This is a genomic window from Rahnella sp. CFA14(1/10) (assembly GCF_004195095.1).
In the GTDB taxonomy this organism is placed as follows: Bacteria; Pseudomonadota; Gammaproteobacteria; order Enterobacterales; family Enterobacteriaceae; genus Rahnella; species Rahnella perminowiae.
In genome coordinates this window covers 581,237-600,099 of sequence record NZ_SEWS01000002.1, presented here as the reverse complement: position 1 = coordinate 600,099, position 18,863 = coordinate 581,237, and the positions used below count along the sequence as shown (strand labels likewise).

General features: G+C 40.4%; 14 protein-coding genes, 1 tRNA gene and 2 pseudogenes. 7 read left to right on the top strand and 10 right to left on the bottom strand.

Translation table 11 applies throughout. From position 1 onward, the window contains the following. Positions 1-2: 2 nt before the first annotated feature. The 5 genes and pseudogenes from EVX52_RS06290 to EVX52_RS25475 all read right to left on the bottom strand — a co-directional run. Positions 3-1,877 carry a type IV secretory system conjugative DNA transfer family protein gene (locus EVX52_RS06290; protein ID WP_129990861.1) on the bottom strand — a complete coding sequence of 625 codons (1,875 nt, stop codon included), beginning with the start codon at positions 1,875-1,877 and terminating at the stop codon, positions 3-5. Between the two features lie 750 nt (positions 1,878-2,627). Next, positions 2,628-2,933 (bottom strand): hypothetical protein, encoded by a 306-nt coding sequence (locus EVX52_RS06280; RefSeq protein WP_129990860.1) that lies wholly within the window; start codon positions 2,931-2,933, stop codon positions 2,628-2,630. Positions 2,934-2,951: 18 nt separating this feature from the next. Next, complete coding sequence (locus tag EVX52_RS06275; protein WP_129990914.1) at positions 2,952-3,254, bottom strand: conjugal transfer protein; 303 nt, start codon at positions 3,252-3,254, stop codon at positions 2,952-2,954. Between the two features lie 12 nt (positions 3,255-3,266). Next, positions 3,267-3,730 (bottom strand): annotated as a pseudogene (locus EVX52_RS25740) (DUF2857 domain-containing protein); the annotation flags it as partial. Positions 3,731-3,794: 64 nt separating this feature from the next. Further along, positions 3,795-3,949 (bottom strand): annotated as a pseudogene (locus EVX52_RS25475) (AlpA family phage regulatory protein); the annotation flags it as partial. A 579-nt stretch (positions 3,950-4,528) separates the two neighbouring features. On the opposite strand from EVX52_RS25475, the gene EVX52_RS06260 reads away from it, so the two are divergent. After that, a complete protein-coding gene (locus EVX52_RS06260) occupies positions 4,529-5,215 on the top strand; it encodes an autoinducer binding domain-containing protein (protein ID WP_015697657.1) in 687 nt (228 codons plus the stop codon). Here the strand turns inward: EVX52_RS06260 and EVX52_RS06255 are convergent. Continuing rightward, positions 5,208-5,789 (bottom strand): acyl-homoserine-lactone synthase, encoded by a 582-nt coding sequence (locus EVX52_RS06255; RefSeq protein WP_015697656.1) that lies wholly within the window; start codon positions 5,787-5,789, stop codon positions 5,208-5,210. The two genes, EVX52_RS06260 and EVX52_RS06255, sit on opposite strands and share 8 nt — an antisense overlap. A gap of 322 nt (positions 5,790-6,111) precedes the next feature. On the opposite strand from EVX52_RS06255, the gene EVX52_RS06250 reads away from it, so the two are divergent. Genes EVX52_RS06250 through EVX52_RS06225 form a run of 6 tightly spaced genes read left to right on the top strand, consistent with a single transcriptional unit; the run spans position 6,112 to position 13,861 of the window. Then, entirely contained in the window at positions 6,112-7,515 is a 1,404-nt protein-coding gene (locus EVX52_RS06250; protein WP_129990859.1) for a DUF6002 family protein, read from the top strand. Positions 7,516-7,546: 31 nt separating this feature from the next. Further along, on the top strand, positions 7,547-8,479 hold the full coding sequence (locus EVX52_RS06245; protein WP_129990858.1) for an ATP-grasp fold amidoligase family protein: 933 nt from the start codon (positions 7,547-7,549) through the stop codon (positions 8,477-8,479). Positions 8,480-8,521: 42 nt separating this feature from the next. Further along, positions 8,522-9,994, top strand: a complete 1,473-nt coding sequence (locus EVX52_RS06240; RefSeq protein ID WP_015697653.1) for a hypothetical protein — start codon at positions 8,522-8,524, stop codon at positions 9,992-9,994. A gap of 19 nt (positions 9,995-10,013) precedes the next feature. Beyond that, the gene (locus EVX52_RS06235) at positions 10,014-10,925 is read left to right on the top strand and encodes a glycosyltransferase family A protein (RefSeq protein ID WP_015697652.1); all 912 of its coding nucleotides are present in this window, start codon (positions 10,014-10,016) and stop codon (positions 10,923-10,925) included. A gap of 17 nt (positions 10,926-10,942) precedes the next feature. Then, positions 10,943-12,706, top strand: coding sequence for an ABC transporter ATP-binding protein/permease (locus EVX52_RS06230; protein WP_129990857.1), 1,764 nt, complete (start codon positions 10,943-10,945; stop codon positions 12,704-12,706). 60 nt (positions 12,707-12,766) lie between these two features. Beyond that, positions 12,767-13,861, top strand: coding sequence for an acyltransferase (locus tag EVX52_RS06225; RefSeq protein WP_015697650.1), 1,095 nt, complete (start codon positions 12,767-12,769; stop codon positions 13,859-13,861). A 637-nt stretch (positions 13,862-14,498) separates the two neighbouring features. Here the strand turns inward: EVX52_RS06225 and EVX52_RS06215 are convergent. From EVX52_RS06215 to EVX52_RS06200, 4 genes are all read right to left on the bottom strand, one after another. Next, positions 14,499-15,767 (bottom strand): integrase arm-type DNA-binding domain-containing protein, encoded by a 1,269-nt coding sequence (locus EVX52_RS06215; RefSeq protein ID WP_015697649.1) that lies wholly within the window; start codon positions 15,765-15,767, stop codon positions 14,499-14,501. A 161-nt stretch (positions 15,768-15,928) separates the two neighbouring features. Next, a tRNA-Asn gene (locus EVX52_RS06210) sits at positions 15,929-16,004 on the bottom strand. Positions 16,005-16,147: 143 nt separating this feature from the next. Continuing rightward, a complete protein-coding gene (gene mtfA / locus EVX52_RS06205) occupies positions 16,148-16,924 on the bottom strand; it encodes a DgsA anti-repressor MtfA (RefSeq protein ID WP_129952102.1) in 777 nt (258 codons plus the stop codon). Between the two features lie 248 nt (positions 16,925-17,172). Next, positions 17,173-18,696 carry an EAL domain-containing protein gene (locus EVX52_RS06200; protein WP_129990856.1) on the bottom strand — a complete coding sequence of 508 codons (1,524 nt, stop codon included), beginning with the start codon at positions 18,694-18,696 and terminating at the stop codon, positions 17,173-17,175. Positions 18,697-18,863 lie beyond the last annotated feature (167 nt).

Below are 18,863 nucleotides of genomic sequence, written 5' to 3'. Positions count from 1 at the left end.
CTTTAAAAATCCAGCCATGACGGGTTTTCTTCTTTGTTGGTATTCGGTGTTGTCGTGTTTTTTTCGCCCATCTCATCAAAAAAAAGATCGGGCCGCGTTGTGGTGATCTCCGGCATTGATACGGATACGGAGGATGTTTCCTCCTCGCTAAAATCCAGGGCGATGTTTACTGTTGCTGCGGTGGCGGCAATCGCGGGCGACACGGCACAGATCTCCAGTTCGCGTTTTTTCACCCTGATGGGCGAAATCAGCGAAGCAGCCGGGAGTGTTTTTGTCGTGAAGATGAAGCTGACAAAATCGGGTAAGTTCAGGATCATATTGCTGTCGGTCAAGAAACGCTCCGCCTGCCTGATGGTGCGTTCATCGTCGATAGTCTCTGTCAGCACGGCATCGGTTTTCGCTTTGCGGATCTCATCATCAACTAATATGGTGCCGGACATTCTTGCCACCCACTCAGCGGTATCCGGGTCCATGACACGATAAACCAGTTTGAATTTGGCGTTCTCAACGACCGCACCGACAACGGCGTCACCTTTCAAATCTGCCGGGCAGTCTTTTAAATCGGCAATCGACTGGTGATCCATAATAATATGCACGCCTTTATCGCGTGCCGCGCCTAAGCCTTCAAGCGCTGGTCTGGATAAATGGTATTTCAGTTCGGAAAGATAAATAGCAATGGGGCGGGGCACGTCTTTCACCCGCTCGCGCCTTTCTGCCAACTGGTACAGGCGAACCAGCAGCATGCGCTGCGCGGTAATGATTTTGCTGTTGCGCATTGAGCCAATCACATAGCAGCAACCGCCTTCCTCAAATATCGTATTAAGCGAAAATCCGGTGGGGGCATTGATGGCATTGAGTAAAGCCAGCTCTTCAATTTTCCCGAAAAAGGCTTTTATCTTATCTGCAATACCCTGAACGTAGTCTCCGTTATACACATCCCGAATGGTTGAGGCAGTATTACGGGTGACAAACTGCGCGGCTATCCGGGCCGCTTTCCGGTCGTCAATGCGATAAAAATCTGACTCCTGCCCTTTCTCTGCCAGACTGAAACCAGCAACAAAAAGTTCTTCCAGCTCATCGGCGGTGATCTCTTCAATCAGGTTTAACTGGTATTGGGGTTTTCGCAGGTCAATCAGGGCAAAAGGTTTGCCTGCGTCCTCGCAGGCTTTACGGTAAAGGTGGGGGGCCCATTCATCATCCTTGGGGTCCATAACAAATACGCCTTCACCGGCCAGAATACTTTGATAAAGTAATATCCCGGTGGCCACCCCTTTACCGGCACCGGTGGTGCCGATAATATCCGCGTGTTGTTTTTGCCAGTCCTTTAACGGCAGGTACATCGGCTGAATATCGCGGTCCATGCCGATAAATAACCCTTTATTCAGGTCGATATAATCCAGCGGGTCATAATGCAGCGTTTCCGGCAGCAGGGATTTCACCGTGCGGACATCGGTGCGTAATTCCCGTTCAAGCGTGGTTTTTCTGACGAGGCGTTTCTTTATGTTGTCTAATTCAGGGGTTAATACCCTGCGCAGCAGAATATGCAAAATAAAACCCGTTACGGTAAAGGTAATCAGCACCGGCCATGACAGAACGGGAATACTGGCGACTACTTTGTCTTTATAAAGCCACTGGAAAATCCAGATAACAACCGGGGCCATCGAGCCGGAAAGAAAACACACCATGGAAAAAGCCATAATCAGCTTTTGCCACAACGGGGCTTTTTGCCGTTCATCGCTTTTCATCGACGCGAAAAACGGCATCGTCAGCCCCGATAACAGCGCCAGCATCAGCTGATGCTGTTGCATAAAAGCCATGAAGCTCAGTGCGCCATTCACTATCGGTGACAGTGAAACGGCCAGCTTATTCAAAATCACGATGCCTCCTTCGTCAGCAGTTCGCCCCATGACATCGCCCCATCAATTCGCCCCACGGTGTCGGGCGAAAAGGCGGGGCGAACGTCAGGGACGAAGAAGGTGGCCGCGTTGCGGCCATGTGCAGGGAAGCATGCTTCCCTGCACGACACGGCGTGCGCCAGTTCATGCGGGCTGGACGCCCTTATGATATGTCGCATAGGGGTAATGTCGCGGCTGGACGCTGCGCCAAAACCCCCAGGGTCAACGGCGGCACACCGTCGCCCGCTACGCGCGACCACCCCCTTTAAGACGGTCGCTTTCGCCTTTTTCTTCCCTTTGCTCGTTCCTCGCAGCGGGAATAAAAGGGAAGCTGACCTTTAAAGAGGGTGGTCGCGCCACGCTACCGGCTTTTGGCCGGAGACTTAGCCGCGACGGTGTGCGGGGCTGTGCCCCCCAAATAAACCGCTGTCGTGGGCGACAGCTTTTCGCTCGCTGGGGCGGCGAAATTTATTCGGCTCCCCCCGGCCGGCAAAATCCGCGTGGGCGCGGCTGTTTGCCGGTGAGGCGCGGCGCCTGAACTATTTTCGCTCCTTAACCCGCGAAAATAATTCTGTCCGCTGCCTCATTTTTACGGCCCGCATTTCTTCACTCCTTAATCCGCGAAAAATGTGCTGGGCCGTAAAAACCGAAAAACCGCCACGCCTCAAGCCCCGGACTCGGCTAAAATATTTGGGCGATATAGAGGACCTACGAATAAAGTTAAGGCAGGAATTAATAGTGGCTCTCGCGGATTTCCCTGATGATGTCGGAATAACACTGACGACTTTCTTTAATGCTGGTTTCATCAAGCGTAAATCCTCGCCGGTTAGCTTCTTCTGTCAGCGTTATTTTGTCGGTGCCGTTCAGCGTTTGCAGTAATTGCAATAACCGGCAGATAACCCGGTGGTGATAAATTTCATAATAAAGGCCGCATCCGTGCATTGCCTCATTTTCAATGTGCTCAATAACACGGGCTGCGCTAATGGAATCCCCACGCTGATGTGTCCAGGGATGCTGAATAAAACCCAGCTTGGTCATAAAGATAACCTCAGCTGACTAACCACGCATGCGGCCAAATTTATTGATAATCTGGCTGATAATTGCCTGGTCCGCCGAATCACACTCAAGTAAGAACGATTTTCTGGCATCGGCAGTGTGGTCCGGCAGAAAACCGTGCTTGTTCTTTTTGACGATATAAAAGAATGCACGTTCAGCCGAATGGCATTCATTGCCGCCGCCGTTACCGGTGGCTTTACCGTACATGTATAACACTACTTCACAGGCGTCAGCGGCCATGGCGGAGGTTGAATATGACGCCATGGCGCTGAGTAATAATGCGGAGGGTATTACTTTTTTCATTTCAGTCAGCGTTGTAATACCGTTCCAGATGACAGTGAGCGAGGATTACCGGGCTGTATGAACAATATCACGGTGACCTGCATCATAGCGTTTAGTGCATCGGCTGTTTCGAGATTAGCCAATTGGCATTTTTGCCATTTGGGCATCAGTCTCTTCATCTGGGATGGGTATCAAACCTAAGGGATGGCGACATCAAGCAACCGGCGAAGTAGGCTGACCTCATTGGATGTGAGACCAAAATAGCGATTCAGCAGAGCAATCGCCCCCCAGCCGAATGACGTGATTGATTTTCCGCTGCTGCAGAACTCTTCATGTGGTTTTGCCAGGATAAGGAGCAATGCATCGTGATGAACCATCACAGCCAAAAACTGCTGATGATAAACAACAGCTCACTAAAGTGACAGTTGATTGAGGGCATTCATTTCCTCACAAGTGAATTCGAGCGGTTCACAGTGAAAGAAATTGCCATCATTCAATACATGCGGAACATCGGTTTATACGGTGTAATTAATTGATGGAAAATTGTTGCGTTTTCTCCCTTCAGCCTATTTGGCAGCGGACCAATTTAATATTGATCCATTCGTCAATTTCCGATTCGAGCGAGGTCACGCTACCGGGCCAATCTTGATTGAACGGGGAAACATACCGTCATTCATATGCAGGCAGATTTGTGAACATTTTCGGCCAGTTTTTCTTTAACCTGTTCCAGATGTATTGATGGAAGTGATGCAACGTTATTGTCCTTTGACGGGAGTAGAAATTGCTTGGGAATAATACGACTCCATAGAGGAAGAGGGCGGAGCATAATTAGAATGATACGTTTTAGGGACATAATCCCTAATATAAACTTTTGGCAGAGATGGTTTATCGCATTTTACCTTGAAGGATGGGATGTGCCACGTTCGAGCACAGTTTTCTAATGCATAACCATAGTTTTATCATAAATTTTTTACTAAAATGAGTCTATCCGCAGCTCTGTAAGGTTTTATCACAGAAGTAAGATGAAGGACAAACATCCAAACACAGCAGGTATGATATTCATAATGTGTAATTTTATTAAAAATAATTACAAATAGTATCTTCATATGGCACCAGGGAGTGACCAAACTTAGCGAAATTTTTGGGGAATGCACATAAAGAGCTAAAGGCCAAGCTTTTAGGTAAGAACATTTACATGAAATATTATGAAATAATTTATAATTAAAAGTAATTGAAAGCTCTGAGAATGTTAGTTAGTTATTAGTGATCATACTGATAACTTGAGGTGCGATCATATGAAAGGTGAATCTTACTATAAGGATGTAAATATAGAATCTCATGACAATGAAAGCTTTTTAGTTCACTTAATGAAAGAGGGAATGAAGGACAGTGGCATAGAGTCCTACGCATATCTCCGTATAAATAAAAACAACAATAGCATTAAATTAATATCAAGCTACCCCACAGAATGGTTGGAGATATATTTAAAAAATAAATATTATGAATTGGACCCAGTCGTGAAAAAGGCAAAATATAAAATCACTCCTTTCTTATGGAATAAAGAGGGTAATGAAAACGACAATATATTCGAACAGTCTGAAAAATATGAAATATCAAGCGGAGTATGCTTTGTTGCGCATCGTAGTGAAAGTGTGTTTTCTATCTTGAGTATATGTAACTACAATGATAGTAGGGATTTTCTTATAGATATGAGAAAAAAAGAAGAAAAAATTCAAATGTTACTTTTGAAATGCTTTGAAGAGGATATCGCAGGCGAAATTAATTCGAAAATAAAACTCACACTTAGGGAACATGAAATATTAGGGTGGTTAGGGTTAGGTAAGACGTATAATGAGACCTCATTGATATGCGGCATAAGTGAAAGGACAGTTAGGTTTCATTTGGTTAATATACTAAAAAAACTTGATGCAAATAACACTAAGTATGCCCTAAAAAAAGCCGCCCTTTATGGCCTTATTTAACTGAAGGGATGAAGTATTTACAAGGGTCTATTGATGCGTTTACTTTTATTTTTTTACAAGTGTCTAATGATATAGGAAGACTTACTAAGTAAGCAGTTTTATCATCTATGATGCATTCTTCAATAATTTCATGTGTCCATCCATATTTGTTTAATAATTTATTCATTCCGCTGCCTACTATTGCCATGATTGAACTATGTCCCTTTGTGATGCAATATTCAATCATGGAAGAAAATAATATTTGGCAAATTGGCTCCTTGCTGCTAGTTAAGTTTTTCCGTACAAAAAAACGAGTGGCCTCAATAGTTGAGTCACTTTTGCTTGAGAAATAATTATTGAATGAACCTGTAAGAAGATGAGGGTGCTTAGTTTCAATTAATCTAACGCTAGCTATGATATTATAATTGCTAAAAATTATAATATAGGTTGCATTTTCGTTATCATATTGATCATATTCTTTCCCATTATTGACAATAACGTCCCAATTTAACCGTTTTGAAAAAACTTCACATCTGCACTTGAAAAAAAAGTCATTTTTAATTAGATCATTGATGGTACATAGCTCTATATTCATATCTGTTCCTTAAGTTTGAACGTACTCATCTTTTAATGAAAAGTGATAAATAATCAACCTGTCAATTCTGACAGGTTGATTATTTATCAAACACAAATGATATTTAGATTATAAAAAGTAGACGTATTATATATTCTCTATTTTCCGATAATGAAAATGGTGACAAAGTTGAGCATTCCTGATCTTGAAATAAGTAATAGTCTTATGAACAAGACACTTGAGAACGCTTCAGAAATTTTTCGACAAGATACAATAAATGGTTCTATTAGCGATTTATTTACTAGTTATTTACCATGTGATTATAAAGTTTGGGGGTAATGTGATGAGCAACAATAAACTGCAACGTAATCCGTATTCTTTAGATGTAAAAAAGTCTGGGACTTTAAATAATTCATTAGCATTCTATTATAATGAAATAAAAGAAATTTTACTCAAAGGTGAATATGAATTTCGTCAAACTGTCCAAAACGATGATTTTAATCCTGGTTATGAACTGCCTCCACTCGATGACAGGATGGTAAACTTTCTTAATTGTAGTGATGTTTCATGGACAGAGATTGATGAATATAAAAATGTAAATATAACAATTCTAAATATGACAAAAAACAAAGAAACTCAGACAACCAAAATTTTTGCTTCTTTGATTATGGTGGCTAGAGTTGTTGCATATATCAACCGTAGTGGTAAGGGTGTAACAATAATAACACCATCCTCCGCAAATAAAGCAATGGCATTACGAGAAGCTGTATTAAGAGCCATAAGTTTTAAATTGGTAAATCCAGATAAAATAAATATAGTGAGTGTTATTCCGGCCAACTCAATAAAAAAATTAAGGGCGTCAGGTTTAAACGATGACATATATCTAAATAAATCAAATCCAGTTTTAATATTTGACGGAAAAAAAACCGTAAAAGAGTTAGTTAATGACTTCAATAAAAGGTATGGAGCGGAGATCTCTGCTTCGGGTAGAAACATCTGGTTCACACTTACTGTTGAGAATTATATCTATGCAGATTCATTAAGAGCCATGATCGAGATGGATTTCATAAAATATTTCCCTGAAAGGATTCAGGCTCATGCTGTATCAAGTGCTTATGGCTTATTGGGGCATAATTATGGAATTAAATGGTTAGAAAATAAAATACAAAGGGATTTAAAAGAAAAATATTTTTTAGTCCAACATTTGTATAATCCTGATATGGTACTTGATCTATATTACGACTCTTTTTCAAGAGAAAACGTGCCAGAATATAGTCAAGAGAGTGATTGTTTATATTATCAAAATAAAACACCATACTTTCCTTATGTAACAAGCGATACACAAGAAATGCTCGATACAACTTTCTATAGTTTGAGACCTACTACATCTAAACAAATGAAGGAAATTATTCGGAATAACGGAGGCGGCGGTATCGTCGTTTCAGAGCAAGAGTGTTTATTGCGGCACAAAGAAATAAAAAAACTATTAGAATCAACGAGTGTAGACATAATCCTACCGGAGTCATTTTATGATATTTATGAACGGTCATTTAGCATGGTATTTACAGGAGTGTTAAATGCTATTGATCGAGGGTTGATAAAAAAATATGAAAGTGTCTTGCTACACGCGACAGGTTTATATTGCAAAGGTGATTATAGATGTTTGGATCTTGAAACTGAGATTATTAATGTGTGTTCTATAGAAGATATAAATAAAGTTGTAACACAAACTTTTTCACATGGCTGATTGAAAACATTTTTAATTTTTAGGAGTTGAAATGAATAATTTTGACAGAAGGTTATCTCTTGCACAAAATGATTTTCGTGGGATACATGATGTAGTAGAGAGGAAAAGAGCTATAGCTAAAAGTCTTTTCCCAGATGAAAATATTGATATATCTTTATCTAAAATGGAATATAGAATTGATAACAAAAGAGATTTGGATTTGTGCAATCCTAAAGACATATCCTCCAAGTTGCATTGGCTTAAGATTAATTTTAGGGAAAGTCATATTGGCGATTATGTCGACAAATATAAAGCTAGAGAGATCGTAAAAAACAAAGTCGGTGAAAAATATCTTCCAAAGTGTTACTGGGTTGGTGATGACCTATCCAAAGTAAATAGAAATGCTTTGCCAAAAAAATTCGTTTTAAAAGCAAATCATTCATGGAATAAAAATATATTCTGTTTCAACAAAGATACTTTTAACTGGAGCGAGTCAAGAAATGAATCCTCAGAATGGTTGCAAGATGATCATTACTTAATGCATGGAGAATGGGCGTATTCTCAAATCAAAAAACCATTGTTAATTATTGAGGAATTATTAGAAGTTGATGGCGATATACCTGATGATTATAAAGTTTACTGTTTTAATGGCGAACCAAAGTTGGTGAAATACGATTCAGGTAGAAATGATATTAGAGTGCAAATGCATCTGGATATTAATTGGAATCCCTTGCCATTTCATAACCCTAATTATGCGCCAGTTACTAGCCCCGTTTTGAAACCTAAAAATTTTAATGAAATGTTGTCTATCGCAAAAACACTTAGTGAAGGTTTTCCTTTCTTGAGGGTGGATTTATATAATATCCACGGGAGAGTATATTTCGGCGAATTTACATTGTATCCATGTGGCGGAAATCTTAGGTTCGAACCGGATGAGTGGAACTATTTGGTTGGAGATTTATTGGACTTGGGATGTTTTCAATAAACGGTAATTTCCCATGATATTATTTACACATGTGAGGAAAGTATGAAAGGTCATTTAATAATTATTGGGTTTGGTCCAGTGTCAGGATATAAATACACAAGATTTATTAAGCTGGCAGTTGAAGGGGAACACATTGATGGTTATACCATAATTGATAAGGAATCTAAAAAAGACGTTGTAATGAATAGACTGGAAAGCGTCTCTATTCAACCGTTAGATATTATATTTATTCCGGATGTTTTTTTGCAAGACAGTATTTCAGATGGGATTGGATGGTTAAATGATTATTTTTTAAAAACAAGTTGTAAATATAAAGGTTTATTAAAAGTTGTGATCGCTACGGAAGCCCAAGCACACGAAGAGTACTTAAAATATTGTATAAAAATGGGATTTGACACGTTATGCACTAAACCATTGATCTTGCCAATGAAAGATGGTCTCTTTGCACCTGAAAAATTGGTGGAAAAGGTCCATGAGCTAATTGAACTTGCAGGTGAAAATGCTCACCGGCATAGCTTAATATGCTTAGGGCGGCATCATGAAATTTATGATAAAAAAATACGTAATTATATTATGTTCATGATGAATAGACTACGTGTTCCTATTACTTCAATTCATTTAAAAACTGCTTCTGGAGTATGGAATTTACCCTACGAATACTCGCTAAGAGAGGACCATCCTTATAAGTTTGGATATGGGATGCTCATGCATGGCTCATATCATTACATTGACATATTTGCACGTTTCTTATTGATGAATAAAAATCTATTTCCAAATAAAGATATGCTATTAGAAATTACGGGATTTAGCACCTTTCCCTCAGACCAGAATATAAGAATACCCAATTCCGTAACATCAAGACTGACTGATTATATTACTGACTTTGAACACCTTGAAGAAAATTATGTTTATGGAGAAAATGATGTCGTTATGGTTTGTTCACTAAAATTAAAGGAAACTAATCAAGTAATATGCTTAGGAACATTATCTCTTGAACAAACAACTCCAGGCATGCGTAGCTGGGGCCCATTTCCTGAAGTCCCATACAATATAAATGGGAGATTACACTGTACAGACCTTGATGTTCGCTTGGCAACAGTATTCTCAGCTAATGCTAATGTTGTCAAAACGCCTATTGGCGCCCGTGTTAATAAACAAGATTTAAGAGGAAAAAATATTGGGCATGTAACGGTTCGTTCTAATGCGGATATTGCAGGTACACAAGAATTTTTCAGGGAAGAAAAAATTGTTAAGCCTTACGGGAAATCATTTTCCTACTGCTCTGAATCTGAAATATTTCTGCGATGGATCAAGGGAGAGAAAACATATAGTGATATTGCTTCACATCTTCCAACAATTACTTTGCTTGAAGGATTATCAAAGGCAGTTAAAAATAATGGTGAGAAAATAAAAATTGAATTTAACTTTGATTTTCCAGAATGGCCTGAGGTTGTAAATGATGACGAATTTACATTCCAGGATATTGAAAATAATAATTTTTTCGGTGAGAAATGATTATAAGGTAGGAGAGTCTATGAATAGCAAGAATAATATGATTTCAATTGTTGTGCCCTGTTTCAATTCTGGTTTTTTCTTGGCGGAATGTATTGCCTCAATTTTAGCATCAAAAATAAAATGTCTTGTTGAGGTTATAATTGTTGATGATGGATCCACTGATGATATTACTTTAGATCTATTAGGGAAATTTATGTCGTTAGATAATGTCATTGTTGAGAGATTACCTCATAATCATGGTGTACAGTATGCTAGGAATATTGGTATAGTAAAATCTAATGGTAATTTTTTAATGACGCTGGATTCTGATGATAAGCTACATAATAATATTGATGGAGGCTCTTATATTGATGAGGCTATAAATGTATTGGAAAATGATTTCGACGTGGCTTTTGTGCATTGTTATTCTGAAATGTTTGGAGAATACTCAGGAATGACAATTTCTTCCTATCCATTAAATGAGGATTTGATCGTATCAAAACATCATGTTCCTACTTCTATAATCTATAGAAAATCTGATTTAGATACAGGTGACAATTATCTTCTCGGTTTACAAAAATGGCAAGACTGGTCATTTGGTGTTAAGATTTTAGCAAACAGATGGGCTAATAATTTATTCAATAAAATCTATGCTATTACTCGGCCTCACCATCAATATAGAGTGCATTTTGAATGGGCTAGAATTTCTTATTCAAATGTTAATGAATACGAAATGACTTTGATGACTATAATAGATAGTATAAGGTATTTTCAGTCTCTTATGGGTAGCGAGTCAGCAGAGCATATTGCTAAAACTGTACTTGCTATGAAACCTTTGAAGGTAAATGAATTGTGTCATATTGCTAATCATGATGTTGTACTTGCTTACAAGATCATTCATGAGCGTAAGTTCAGATTGGAATCTTCTAATGTTGATAATCGAATCCCTTAATTAATCAGAGTGCATTTATGAATAAAAAGCAAAATCATTTTAAACGTTTTTTTGGGGATTATCTTTGGCCCCAAGGAAATATGAAAATAAAATTATTGGTTTTATCCTCCCTTGTTTTGTTAATACTTACAAAAGTTTTTTCTGCTGGTGTTCCTTATGGTTATAAACTTTTGGTCGATAGGTTGAATATATCGCCAATATCTATAAATATTGTCTATCTCTTGCTTATTTCATATTGTTTGTTAAGGTTGGTATCATCGTTTACTGAAACATTAAGAGATATACTATTTGTCCGAGTAAACCAGCATGCATCAAAAGCAGTATCCTTGAAAATGTTCAAGCAATTACATGATCTTAGCTTAAGATTTCATCTTTCTAGGCAAACTGGTGGCGTAGCTTTAGCTTTAGAAAGAGGAAAACAAGGTGCATCGAAAATACTCTCACAATTATTGTTTTCACTAGTCCCTGTGTTGTTTGAAATAGGATTCATTTCGTACATATTATGGACGCTATTCAATATTGAGTTCGCTTTGTTGACTCTATTAATGGCTGTGGTTTATATATTATACACAGTTATTTTAGTTATGCGGCGTACAAAACTTAGAAAAGAATTAAATGACTCAAATTATGATTCAAACTTTAAGTCTATCGATAGTTTATTGAATTATGAAACAGTAAAATACTTCGGTAATGAAATGCATGAGTTTGAACGGTATAATAATTCGTTATTGAGATATGAAAAAGCCGCGATAAAAAACCAAGTAACATTTTCTTACTTAAGCCTTGGACAAGCTTTAATAATAACTACTGGTTTATTTTTCATGATGCATTTAGCTATACAAGGTATCCAAGAAGGCCATATGACGATTGGTGACTTTGTTCTTGTTAATACTTATCTTTTGCAGATTTATCAACCATTAAATACATTTGGTCTCATGTATCGTGAAATAAAACAAGCATTACTAGATATGGATAATATGTTTGATATTTTGGATGTAGATAAAGAAATAACAGATGAAAGTTCAGCTAAAACCTTAGAGGTTAATGACGGTAATTTATTCTTTGATAATGTTAGTTTTAGCTATGATAAAGTTAGGCCTGTATTGAAAAATATCTCTTTCGTTATACCGGCGAGTAAACGTCTGGCGATAGTTGGGCATACTGGAAGTGGTAAGTCCACTATATCAAGGTTGTTATTTAGGTTTTATGATTGTTCGGAAGGTGAAATCAGAATAGATGGCCAAGATATTAAAAAGGTTACTCAGAGAAGCCTTAGGAAATGTCTTGGGATCGTTCCTCAGGATACTGTGCTTTTTAATGATACTATCTATTACAATATAGCCTATGGAAATCCTAGCGCCTCAGAAGAAAAAATTTTCCATGCTGCAAAAATGGCAAAGATCCATGATTTTATAATTTCTTTGCCAGATTCTTATAATTCTCAAGTTGGTGAGAGAGGGTTAAAATTATCCGGTGGGGAAAAACAAAGGATTGCAATAGCTAGAATGCTATTAAAAGACCCTGCTATATTAATATTTGACGAGGCTACTAGCGCACTTGATACTAAAACAGAGCAAGAAATCCAAAGTAATTTGCTTGATGTTAGCATAGGCAAAACAACCTTAATAATTGCACATAGGTTGTCTACAATTATTGAATGTGATGAAATAATTGTGCTGAACCATGGATGTATTATAGAAAAGGGTACACATGAAAAATTATTAGAACTTAACGGAGTTTATGCAGATATGTGGAAAAGGCAAAGTGGGGACAGTTTGTGAATATAACTAATACTGAATTAAAATAGTCTCAATTATCTTTTTAGTTAGAAGGGGCTGCTAATGTTGATTGAAAACAATAAAAATACAATTTACTCTGTGCAAGCTCTTAGAGGCTTATCGGCTCTTTTTATAATGTTTTATCATTTCAGATGGTCTCTAAATACCGTTAGTTCTAATCTTGGGGAGATCCTTTTTTGGTGGATGTCAATTAGTGTGGATTTATTTTTTATTATCAGTGGGTTTGTAATAGCAATAACAACAAAGCATATGGAAAGCAATATTTGTAATTTTAAATCCTATTGTAATAAGAGAATTAAGAGAATTTTCCCCGCTTATTATGGGTTGCTAATCATTACTTTTTCTTTAAATTTCTTTATGACAGGAGTCATAGATAATATCCCTTTGAAAGATTATGTCAGTGCGTTTTTTTTTATGCCGGTTGATAGTGGTAACCCTCCTTTTTATTTAAGTGATGATGGGATATATGGAATAAGGTGGACATTAAATTATGAAATATACTTCTATATTATAATTGGTTGTTTTATTTTGATTAAAAACGATTGGAAATTAATAATGGCATATTTTTTCGTTACTGTTTCACTTTTCCCTTTTTTTATGGGCTATGATTTTACGTTTTCTAAGAAAGGTATTGACTCGTGTTTTCCATATTTAAATCTAGTGACAAACCCTATTATTTATGTTTTTTTATTAGGCTATATTTTGGGTGTTCACTATGAAAGAGTGATGAAAATTCACAAGATTATAAGGGTAATTTTCCTAATAATGTCTTGTTTTGTTTTTTATTGGGGAGTATTTAGGTTACACATGATTCGATTCGATTTATCATCGTCTGGTTGGTTACTAGGTATACTATTTTACGGCATAGTTATTAATGAAGGCTGGATTAAAGTTCTAATTCCACCATGGTTATTATATGTAGGTGAGAGCTCATTATCATTATATTTAATACATACTTTATTTAATCATTCTTTTCGATGGATCCTTGATGGGACATTTATACACAATAAATTCATCAGCTTCGGTTTATGTTGTGCACTATCAATATTCTTTGCAATGTTAAGCTTTAGATTTATTGAAAAGCCATTTTATTACAAAAAGAAGACTATGGCTACAAGAGATAATACGCGAGTGTAATTTTTGCATTCTGCGATTTTTGCATTTTTTCAAATGAAAAAACACAGTTCAAGATTTCAACTGATTTTGTATGTTTGCTTTCATATACACTAATAATTATTCAATGAAATTAAGATAAGAATAAACATACTAATGCTCCGTCTATTTTTTGTTTAACGGCGGCCTTTCTTTGTTTATTCAGGGGGATAGTAATAAAAGGATCCTGCTATCTCCATATTCTGGCACTAATCAACATAATTTAGTACCGACTGCTGCTAACGATGCATTGCCATGACGTGGCGATAAGGAAGTTTGCATCTCAGATTTAACTCTTCCAGACAACAAATCCGGTGAGTTTTCTTGTGGTTAATCTGCAAGTCTTCACGACGTAGCTGAAGGTGAATGCACGAACAGTCCTAGCAGTCCGGGTGTAAGTATCTAGATAATAGATTACCTGCTCCCCATTATCTAACAAACCATAGTATTAGGCTTGCTCCTCGTGAGCCTGACCCTGTATGTGATCCATTCATAATCGGGAATAACCGGCTTCTGAAGATGCTCATAAACGGCTTAACAATTTCTCCGAATTAAAGCTAGAAATATGCCGTACCAGTACAGACTGATACGGCTTTTTTTGAGGTTTATTTTGTCAGAAGGGTTATCCCATTGTGTAACTGATTTCCTTCCCACAAATATAAGGTGGGGCATACGCTTTCCGGCACATATCCAGATAATCCGACCACCACTGCATCATCGCTTTACGGGCATCGAGATATTCTGCTTTATGGATGTAAGCCGCTCGAACGCTGTTACGCTCCTGGTGACTCATCTGCCGTTCAACCGCATCCTGCGCCCATAGGCCAGACTCCATCAGGGCACTACATGCCATTGCCCGAAATCCGTGGCCGCAGATTTCATCTTTTGTGTCATAGCCCATCAGGCGTAGCGCCTTATTGACCGTGTTTTCGCACATCGGTTTATACGGATTATGATCGCCGGGGAATATAAGTTCCTGATGTCCGGATATTTCCCATATCTGTTTCAGGATGGTTATGGCCTGACGAGAGAGTGGAACGATATGTGGAGTACGCATTTTTGCGCCACGCCCAGAGTAGCGGACACCGGGGATGGAGTCGCGAGTGGCAGGAATGGTCCAGATTCTATTTTTGAAATCGATCTCAGACCAACGGGCGAAACGCAGTTCGCTGGAGCGGATGAAAAGGTGCAGGGTGAGCAATACGGCCAGGCGGGTTAACTCTCGTCCTTGCTGGTAGTCCCTAATGCGAATCAACAGTTCCGGCAGTCGCTCCAGCGGAAGGGCAGGGTAGTGGCGTTTAATGGGAGGGGCGATGATACCGTCCAGATTTGCTGCCGGATTGTGCTCTGTCAACTCCTGATGCACAGCATGACGCATGATGTTGTACATATGCTGCCGGGTACGTGCTGCGACTTCCAGCAGACCTTTTTTCTCAATGCTTTTCAGCAGGTCGATAAAGTGACGAGGTTTCAGTTCAGCTACCGGCAAGTGTCCAATCACAGGAAATATATGATTGTCCATGCTGGCAAGCAGACGGGAGGCGTGGTTCTCAGACCATGTTCGGTTGCTGTTATGCCACTCCAGTGCCACATGTTTGAAGGTTTTTTCTGGTGTGGAAGGGGTTCTTTCAGCGGATCGCTGTTGTGCTGGGTTTATATTCTGCGCCAGCAATTTACGGATACCGTCACGCTGTTGACGAGCATCAGCCAGAGAGACATCAGGATAGGCACCCAAGCCGAGACGGGATTCTTTTCTATTGATACGATATTTGAGATACCAGAGACGTGAACCGCCTGGATTAACTAAAAGGTACAGGCCATGAGAATCAGAAACTTTAAAGGGTTTTGGGGATGGTTTTAAGTTGCGGATTTTTGAGTCGTTAAGAGACATTTGGGGGTCACTCCGTCATCGAACCAACATGACCCCAAATCTGACCACCAAATTCTCCCGATGCGGAGGGAAAACTAAAAATGCATCGGGAAGATTTTTCACACTAACTTGTTGAATCTAAATCGTATAAAGATTCGTGAAGATGCATGAAAACATAAATTTGGCTCCTCTGACTGGACTCGAACCAGTGACATACGGATTAACAGTCCGCCGTTCTACCGACTGAACTACAGAGGAATCGTGTGAACGGGGCGCATAATATCCAGAGGGCTCCGGAGTGTCAACGCTAAATTCGTTAAAAACATCCGACTGCTCAGCAACTAATCAATATGGATGCAAAAGGGCAGGTTAGTGCGAAAAAAAGTCCTTCAAAACGGGATTTAACAATCGCAACGCTGACCGCGCAGCTGCCTTGCCAGCGGGTCTTGTTGGTAAAAACGGGTAAAATGGCCGTATACCAGCGGAAAACGCTCTGAAAGTAATTCTGGTGCACTGAAGAAATATTCGGATAGCACGGCAAAACATTCGGCAGCATCGGTCGCAGCATAGGCGTCCATGCTGGCAGCGTCTTCACCGACTGTATCGATTTCATCCTGCAGGTTTTGCATCGCGGCGTGTAAATCGTGCTCCCACGACACTACTTCACGCAGCGGAATAGGCGGAATACCACTGACTTCACCGCCGTTGCGCATATCCAGTTTATGCGCCGCTTCGTGGATGATCAGGTTAAAACCCGAGTTGTCGAATGAGTCCTCGATGTCCTGCCAGTTGAGGACAATCGGCCCCTGATCCCAGCTTTGTCCGGCGTGAATTTGTGAACCAGCATGTACCAGCCCGTTTTCATCCTGCCAGGGAGCATCAACCACAAAAGGGGAAGGGTAGAGCAGGATCTCGTGAAAACCGTCGAGCCAGGCGGCGCCCAGTTCCATGACAGGCAGCGCAAACAGCAGCGCGATACGCGCCTGCATCAGCTCCGTCAGGTCAACGCCTTGCAAAGGAACCAGCCGTTTTTGTTGCAACAACTGGCTGGCAACCTGAATCAGACGCAATTTTTCATCTTCGTTCAGGCAAGACAAAAGTGGGATATTCAGCGCATCGTTCCATACGTCTGATTTCTCAATTTTCAGTTCATTCGCTTTCCACGGCCACTTAATCATCATCTTGCTCGCAAAGTGATCAATCGGATTGTCAGCAGTGTTCTCCGCCAGAGTACTCCAATACAAGTAACTTCAACAAGTTAGCTTTGTCACAGGACTGAATCTGTATGGATGTTACACACCAGTGGATTTTTAGCAAAAAGCGCACGCATCTTATAAGACGTAGCTCACGTTATTAGTCTAGTCACAGAGTCACGAAAGTGCCCGCTGCCTGAAGAGGATAGCACCTGCCGCAGGCGGTCTGAGAATCAAAGCCATTTCCCGATAAAAATCTCCGGTGGTACGGGCTTGCCGAAAAAGTAGCCTTGCAGGAATTCCAGCTGGTAGGGCGCGAGATAATTCACCTGCGTCTGGGTTTCAATTCCTTCCGCCACGATGATCATTTGCAGGCGTTTAGCCAGATCAATCACATTATCGACGATATGTTCGGCCAGCGCATCGGTGCCAATCCGGCCGATGAAGCTCTGATCGATTTTCAGAATATCGATATGGAATTTTTGCAGGTACGCCAGACTGGAATGCCCGGTGCCAAAGTCATCCATTGCGATCAGTACGCCCATCTGGCGCAGCGTGCGAAACAGGCTGTAGGTGATTTCACCCGGTTCGATTAATTCACGCTCGGTCAGTTCGAGTACCAGATTGATCGGGTTCACCTTAAAAGCATCAATAAAAGCTTTGCAGTCTTCAGCCAGTGAGTGGTCTTTGAAATGACTGGCGCAGATATTGAAACCGAAATGGAAATTTTTAGGCAACTGTGCCGCCAGCGGGCCGAACTGCTCACGCACCTGTGCCATGATGAGGCGAGTCATGGGCACAATCAGGCCGCTCTCTTCAGCCAGCGGAATGAACTGATAAGGCGGGATCAGACCTGACTGCGGATGTTGCCAGCGCATCAGGACTTCAGCCCCCGTCACCTGATGGGTAGTGCCGTCCACGACGGGTTGCAAATACGCGATGAACTGTTTTTTCTCCAGCGCCTCTTTCAGGGCAGCTGTCGGGCCGCCCACGCGACCGAGCAGAATATAAGTCATGAACGCGATAAATAAGCTGAGCAGCGGAAATAGCACCAGACTGACGGTTGCGTAATCGAAGACATAACCCCAGTGATCACTTTGGCGGATCACTAAACGTATAGCGTAAGGATAGTGCTGAGAAGTCAGCTCCATGCGTTCGCCGGCCGGCCAGTCTTCACCGCGGTGAATGATGCCGTTACTGTCCATCCACTGGTCGCCAACCTGTAACGCCAGATAAGCATGGGTACTGAGCAATGACAGAATGTTATGCAGAAAATAGCCATCGACACCGACCAGCACACCGCTGCTGTTAACATCATGACGATAGGCAATAAGGGGGTGATTAGGCGTGACGCTGTTACCGCTCATCAGCATCAGTCTGCCACCCACGAATTTGTCGGTCGAGATAGTGTCAGAGCGCGGGCCAAACAGGGAAGTGCAGTAAATCGTATCCTGGTGATAAAGATTGACCGTACGGACATTGGGCACTTTCGCCACCTGCCAGCGCAGCGCTTGCAGAATCCTGGCATCACAGGGCATGCCAATCAGATTTTCAACGGCACTGGTTGCAATGGCGGCATTATCCAGCGTCATATCCACCAGCCTCACGGATTGTTGCAAATTTGCAGCGGTATCACGTCGTAATCCCTGAGATGTTTGCCATGAGATTGCCCATGTTCCGAGTGCAGCGACAACAACGAAGGCGAGCAGTGAAACGCATATCCGGACAGAGCGTCGGTTTAACCAATTTAAGGTCAAGGGTAACCACCAGTGAGAGCCTGAGAGCGACGATTCGCCCCGTCAATATAACCTATAACGGTGTTATTCACTGCCACAAGGCAAATAACAAGGCCAATCTGAGAGTGCTGATAATCTCATTTTTAATTCATATTATGAATAGTTATGGATTCAACTGTAATAAGTTT